Source organism: Lysobacter xanthus (assembly GCF_047159895.1).
The window spans coordinates 1-6,749 of sequence record NZ_BAAGAB020000099.1; the positions used below are offsets into that span (position 1 = coordinate 1).

At 69.1% G+C, this 6,749-nt stretch carries 3 protein-coding genes; all 3 read left to right on the forward strand.

Going from position 1 to position 6,749, the window contains the following annotated elements; translation table 11 throughout:
* Positions 1–4,461, forward strand: a 4,461-nt coding sequence (locus ACY35P_RS14635; protein ID WP_462116575.1) for a response regulator, incomplete at its 5' end; no start/stop codon positions are given.
* A complete protein-coding gene (locus ACY35P_RS14640) occupies positions 4,446–6,152 on the forward strand; it encodes a response regulator (protein ID WP_462116576.1) in 1,707 nt (568 codons plus the stop codon). The genes ACY35P_RS14635 and ACY35P_RS14640, both read left to right, overlap by 16 nt.
* The coding region (locus tag ACY35P_RS14645; RefSeq protein WP_462116577.1) for a sensor histidine kinase at positions 6,149–6,749 on the forward strand (601 nt) is incomplete at its 3' end. The genes ACY35P_RS14640 and ACY35P_RS14645, both read left to right, overlap by 4 nt.

Below are 6,749 nucleotides of genomic sequence, written 5' to 3' on the forward strand. Positions count from 1 at the left end.
CTGAAGGACACCATCAATACGATGGTCGACCAGCTCAACGGCTTCGCCGCGGAAGTCACGCGCGTGGCGCGTGAGGTCGGTACCGAAGGCAAGCTCGGCGGCCAGGCGGACGTGCCGGGCGTCGCGGGTACCTGGAAGGACCTGACCGACAACGTGAACCTGATGGCGTCGAACCTGACGCTGCAGGTGCGAAACATCGCCGACGTGACCACCGCGGTGGCCAAGGGCGACCTCAGCCGCAAGATCACCGTGGACGTGCGCGGCGAGATCCTGCAGCTGAAGGAGACCATCAACACGATGGTCGACCAGCTCAACGGCTTCGCGGCGGAAGTGACCCGCGTGGCCCGAGAGGTCGGCACCGAGGGACGACTCGGCGGCCAGGCGGTCGTGCCGGGCGTCGCGGGTACGTGGGGCGATCTCACCGAATCGGTGAACGCCATGGCGTCGAACCTGACGTCGCAGGTGCGAAACATCGCGGAGGTGACCACGGCCGTGGCGCGAGGGGACCTCTCGCGCAAGATCACGGTCGACGTGCGCGGCGAGATCCGCGAACTGAAGGACACCATCAATACGATGGTCGACCAGCTCAACGGCTTCGCCGCGGAAGTCACGCGCGTGGCGCGTGAGGTGGGCACCGAAGGCCGCCTCGGCGGCCAGGCGCAGGTGCCCGGCGTCGCGGGTACATGGAAGGACCTCACGGACTCCGTGAACTCCATGGCGTCCAACCTCACCGCGCAGGTGCGAAACATCGCCGAGGTGACCACCGCGGTGGCGCGCGGCGATCTGTCGCGAAAGATCGCGGTGGACGTGAAGGGCGAGATCCTGGAGCTCAAGGTCACCATCAATACGATGGTCGACCAGCTCAACGGCTTCGCCGCGGAGGTGACGCGCGTGGCGCGCGAGGTCGGCGCGGAAGGCAAGCTCGGCGGCCAGGCACAGGTGCCGGGCGTCGCGGGTACGTGGAAGGACCTCACCGACAACGTCAACTCGATGGCGTCCAACCTCACCACGCAGGTGCGAAACATCGCCGAAGTGGCGACCGCGGTGGCGAAGGGCGACCTCTCGAAGAAGATCGCCGTCGACGCGCAGGGCGAGATCCTGCAGCTGAAGAACACGCTCAACGTGATGGTCGACCAGCTCAACGGCTTCGCCGCGGAGGTGACGCGCGTCGCGCGCGAGGTCGGTACCGAAGGCAAGCTCGGCGGCCAGGCCTCGGTGCCGGGCGTCGCGGGTACTTGGAAGGACCTCACCGACAACGTCAACTGGATGGCGGCCAACCTCACCACGCAGGTGCGCGGCATCGCGAAGGTGGTGACCGCGGTCGCGAACGGCGACCTGCGCCAGAAGCTGACGGTGGAAGCGAAGGGCGAGATCGCCGAGCTCGCCGACACCATCAACTCGATGACCGACACGCTCGCGATCTTCGCCGACCAGGTGTCGACGGTGGCGCGCGAGGTCGGCATCGAAGGCCGCCTCGGCGGCCAGGCGAACGTGCCGGGTACGGCGGGCGTGTGGAAGGACCTCACGGCCAACGTCAACCAGCTCGCCGACAATCTCACCACGCAGGTGCGCGCGATCGCCGAGGTGGCGACCGCGGTGACGCAGAACGACCTGACGCGAACCGTCACGGTCGACGCGAGCGGCGAGGTCGCAGACCTGCGCGACAACATCAACGTGATGATCTCGACGCTGCGCGCGACCACCGAGTCGAACCGCGAGCAGGACTGGCTGAAGACGAACCTCGCCGCGTTCCACGCGATGATGCAGGGCCAGCGCGACATCGAGACGCTCGGTCGCCAGCTGCTCGGCGAGCTCGCGCCGCTGATGGAAGCGCAGCAGGGCCTCATCTACATCGTCGAGAGCGACGAGACGGGTGCCGGCACCGAGCGCCTGCGCCAGCTCGCCGGCTACGCCGACGCGCCGGTGGAAGCCGTCAACCATTCGCTGCGGATCGGCGACGGCCTGATCGGCCAATGCGCCGCCGAAGGCCGCATGATCCTGCTGCGCGACATCCCGGCGGACCTCGTGCAGATCCGCTCCGGCCTGCTCAGCATGTCCCCGCGCAACGTCATCGTCCTGCCCGTGCTGTTCGAGGACGAGGTCAAGGCGGTGGTCGAGCTCGCGTCGGTGCACGACTTCAACGACGTGCACCTGACGTTCCTCGAACAGCTCTCGCGCTCGATCGGCATCACGCTCAACACGATCGAGGCGGGTATGCGCACCGAGGGCCTGCTGCAGCAGTCGCAGCAGCTCGCCGCCGAGCTGCAGACCCAGCAGACCGAGCTGCAGCAGACCAACGAGGAGATCGCGCTCAAGGCCGCGCTGCTCGCCGAGCAGAAGGCGGAGGTCGAGACCAAGAACCAGCAGATCGAGCAGGCACGCCGCGAACTGGAAGCGAAGGCCGCCGAGCTCGCGCTCACCTCGCGCTACAAGTCCGAATTCCTCGCGAACATGTCGCACGAGCTGCGCACGCCGCTCAACTCGATCCTGATCCTCGGCCAGCAGCTCGCCGAGAACCCGGAGGCCAACCTGTCCTCGCGCCAGGTCGAGTTCGCGAAGACGATCCACGCGGCCGGCACCGACCTGCTGCACCTGATCTCGGACATCCTCGACCTGTCGAAGATCGAGTCCGGCACCGTCACCATCGACACCGAGGACATCGCCTTCTCGCACCTGCGCGAGAACATGGAGCGCGGTTTCCGCCACGAGGCCGAGCGCCGCGGGCTGGAATTCTCGGTCGACTTCGCGGCGGAGCTGGGCCGGTCGCTCACCACCGACCCCAAGCGCCTGCAGCAGATCCTCAAGAACCTGCTGTCGAACGCGATGAAGTTCACCGAGGAAGGCAGCGTGCGCATGTCGGCGCGGCCGGTGCGCAGCGGCTGGTCGCAGGGCCATCGCGTGCTCGACCACGCGCCCACCGTCGTGGCCTTCGAGGTCACCGATACCGGCATCGGCATCTCCGCCGACAAGCAGCGCATCGTCTTCGAGGCGTTCCAGCAGGCCGACGCGGGCACGTCGCGCAAGTACGGCGGCACCGGCCTCGGCCTCGCGATCTCGCGCGAGATCGCCGGCCTGCTCGGCGGCGAACTCACGCTCACCAGCCAGCCCGGGAAGGGCTCGACGTTCACGCTGTACCTGCCGCTGCGCTATGCGCAGGCCGAGGCCGATGCGGCCCCGGCGCGCGCCTCGGTGCGCATCGCGCCGCGGTCCATGCCGTCGACCGATGCCGAAACACCGGCGCCCGTCGCGGCGGGCATCGAGGACGATCGGGACCATCTCGACGCCGACTGGCCGACGCTGCTGGTGGTCGAGGACGACCCCCACTACGCCTCGGTGATGCGCGACCTCGCGCGATCGCGCGGCTTCAACGTGCTGGTCACGCACCGCGGCGCCGAGGCGCTGCGCCTGGTGCGCGAGTTCAAGCCGACCGCGATCAGCCTCGACATCTTCCTGCCCGACATGCTCGGCTGGACGGTGCTCGCGCGGCTCAAGCAGGACGCGGCGACGCGCCACATCCCGGTGCAGATCGTGACGGTGGAAGAGGATCGCCACCATTCGCTCGAGCGTGGCGCCTTCAGCTACGTGCCCAAGCCGTCGACGCCGGACGTTATCGGCGGCGCGCTGGAGCGCATGCGCGAGTACGCGAAGCCGCGGGTGAAGAAGCTGCTCGTGGTCGAGGACGACCCGGGCGAGCGCATGTCGGTCGAGACGCTGCTGCAGCACGACGACGTGGAGATCCACGGCGTCGGCACCGGCGCCGAGGCGATGGACGCCCTGCGCGGCGGCGGCTTCGAATGCGTCGTGCTCGACCTGCGCCTGCCGGACATGAGCGGCTTCGAACTCCTCGAGCAGCTCGAGGCCGATTCGCGCCTGCGCGATATCCCGGTCGTCGTCTTCACCGGCAAGGAGCTGTCCGCCGCGGAAGACGCGCGCCTGAAGAAGCTCGCCAAGAGCGTGGTGGTGAAGGGCGTGGAGTCGCCCGAGCGCCTGCTCGACGAGACCGCGTTGCTGCTGCATCGCGTGATCGGCAACCTGCCCGAGCACAAGCAGAAGATGGTGCGCCGGATCACCGAGTCCGACGAGGTGCTGCAGAACCGCCGGGTGCTGGTGGTCGACGACGACATGCGCAACATCTTCGCGCTGTCGATCGTGCTCGAGCGCCACGGCATGGAAGTGGCGACGGCGAGCAACGGTCGCGAGGCGGTGCAGAAGGTCACCGCCGACCGCGATATCGACATCATCCTGATGGACATCATGATGCCGGGCATGGACGGCTACGACACCATGCGTGCGATCCGCAGCGATCCCGACGCGCGGGCGATTCCGATCGTCGCGCTCACCGCCAAGGCGATGAAGGGTGACCGCGAGAAGTGCCTGGAGGCGGGCGCCTCCGACTATCTCGCGAAGCCCGTCGTTACCGACCAGCTCCTGGGAGTGCTGCGGCAGTGGCTGCACCGTTGATTCCCGCCGCCGAGGCCGGCCAGGCCACCATCCTGCTGGTCGACGACCAGCCGGGACGGCTGCTGTCGTACCGCGCGATCCTCGAACCGCTCGGCGAGCGCCTGATCGAGGCCCGTTCGGGCGTCGAGGCGCTCGGCCTGCTCATGGAGAACGACTGCGCGCTGATCCTGCTCGACGTCAACATGCCGGGCATGGACGGCTTCGAGACCGCGAGCCTGATCCACCAGCACCCGCGCTACGAGAAGACGCCGATCATCTTCGTGACGGCGGTGAACGTCTCGGACATGGATCGCCTGCGCGGCTACAAGCTGGGCGCGGTCGACTACGTGATGGTCCCGGTGATTCCCGAGATCATGCGCAGCAAGGTCTCGGTGCTGGTCGAGCTGTACCGCAAGCGTCGCGAATTGCAGTTCGCCAACGAGCGCCTCGCGCAGGCGAACGAGGACCTGCGCGTCGAGAAGGCGCGCGAACTCGAATCGCTCAACGAATCGCTGCGTACGGCGAACATCGCGCTCGCGCAGCGCAACATCGAGTTGCAGGGGCATGTCGCCGAGCGCGAGCGCGCACAGGAGCGATTGCTCGAGCATGACCGCCGCAAGGACCAGTTCCTGGCCACGCTCGCGCACGAGCTGCGCAATCCGCTCGCCTCGCTGGGCAATGCGCTGAACGTGATGAAGCTCGGCGGCGCCAACGGCAGCGGCCTGCACGAGGCGATGGAGCGCCAGCTTGCCCTGCTGGTCCGGCTGATCGACGACCTGCTCGACGTCGCGCGCATCAGCCAGGACAAGCTCGTGCTGCGTCCCGCGTCGACCACGCTGGCGGCGGTGCTGCGCTCGGCAGTGGAGAGCGTGGAGCCCGTGCTCGCCGCCACTGGCCACCGGCTGGAGCTGCACGTGCCACCGCAGGACGTGCCGCTGGATGCCGATCCCGAGCGCCTGTCGCAGGTCTTTGCCAACCTGATCAACAACGCGGCGAAGTATTCCGACCCCGCGCACGCGATCGCGGTGGAGACCGAGCGCGACGGCGACGACGTGCTGGTGCACGTCACCGACCACGGCATCGGGCTCGCGCCCGAGCAGGTCGAGTCCATCTTCGAGCCGTTCGCACAGGTCGACACCTCGATCGAGCGCGCGCGTGGCGGCCTCGGCATCGGCCTCACGCTGGTGCGCCGGCTGGTGGAGATGCACGGCGGCCGCGTCGATGCGGCCAGCGCGGGCCTGGGTCGCGGCAGCCGCTTCAGCGTGCGCCTGCCGATGGGCCATGGCGTGGTGCGGGCGGTCGACGTGCCCGCGCCCGTGCCGGCCGCGCTGCCGCAGCGCGTGCTGGTGGTCGACGACAACTGCGACTCGGCCGACACGCTCGCGATGATGCTGGAGATGCTCGGCCACGAGGCGCAGCGCATCTACGACCCGCATTCCGCGCAGCAGGCGGTGGCGGGCTTCTCGCCCGACGTCGTGTTCCTCGACATCGGCATGCCCGGCATCAGCGGCTACGATGTCGCCCGCCAGCTGCGCGCGCTGCCGAACGGCGATGCGCTGACGCTGGTGGCGGTGACGGGCTGGGGCCAGCCCGAGGACCGCCAGCGCACGAAGGAGGCAGGCTTCGACCACCATCTGGTCAAGCCGCCGGAAATCGAAGCGATCTGCCGGATCCTCGGCGCGCTGCCGTCCCGCGAAGCGAAGGTGCAATGAGCGACCGTCCCCTGTTCGAACGGCTGGTGCACGACCTCAAGGGGCCGCTGTCGCCCCTGCAGACGGCCGCGTACCTGCTGCGCCGGCCGGAACTGCCGGAGGAGCGTCGCGTCGAGCTCGCCGAGACGATCGAGCGCCAGTCGCGCCGCATGGCCGGCATGATCGAGGAACTCGGCGACTGGGCGCGCGCGAACGAGGGCCGCCTCGTGCATCGCCGTCGTCCGGTCGAGGTGCGCATGCTGATGGACCTCGCCGTGGGTGCCGTGCCGGGCTGCGCGACCGATCCCGACTTGGCGCCGGCGCTCGAGGAAGCGCACGTCGAGGGCGACGAGTCGCGGCTGGTGCAGGCGCTCGCGAGCCTGCTCGGCTATGCGCAGTGGCGCGCTGGCGCGCCGCCGGTGCTGCACGCCTGGCGCGAGGCCGATCGCGTGCTGATCGAGGTGAGCGACACGGCCGACGCGGCGGAAAACCCGGCGACGCTGTTCACCGATCCGCGCCCGGAGCCGTACGACCTGGGCCTCGGCCTGCGCCTGATCGTGGCCGACGCGATCATCCGCGCCCACCACGGCGAGCTCACGGCGCACGCGCTCGCGCCGG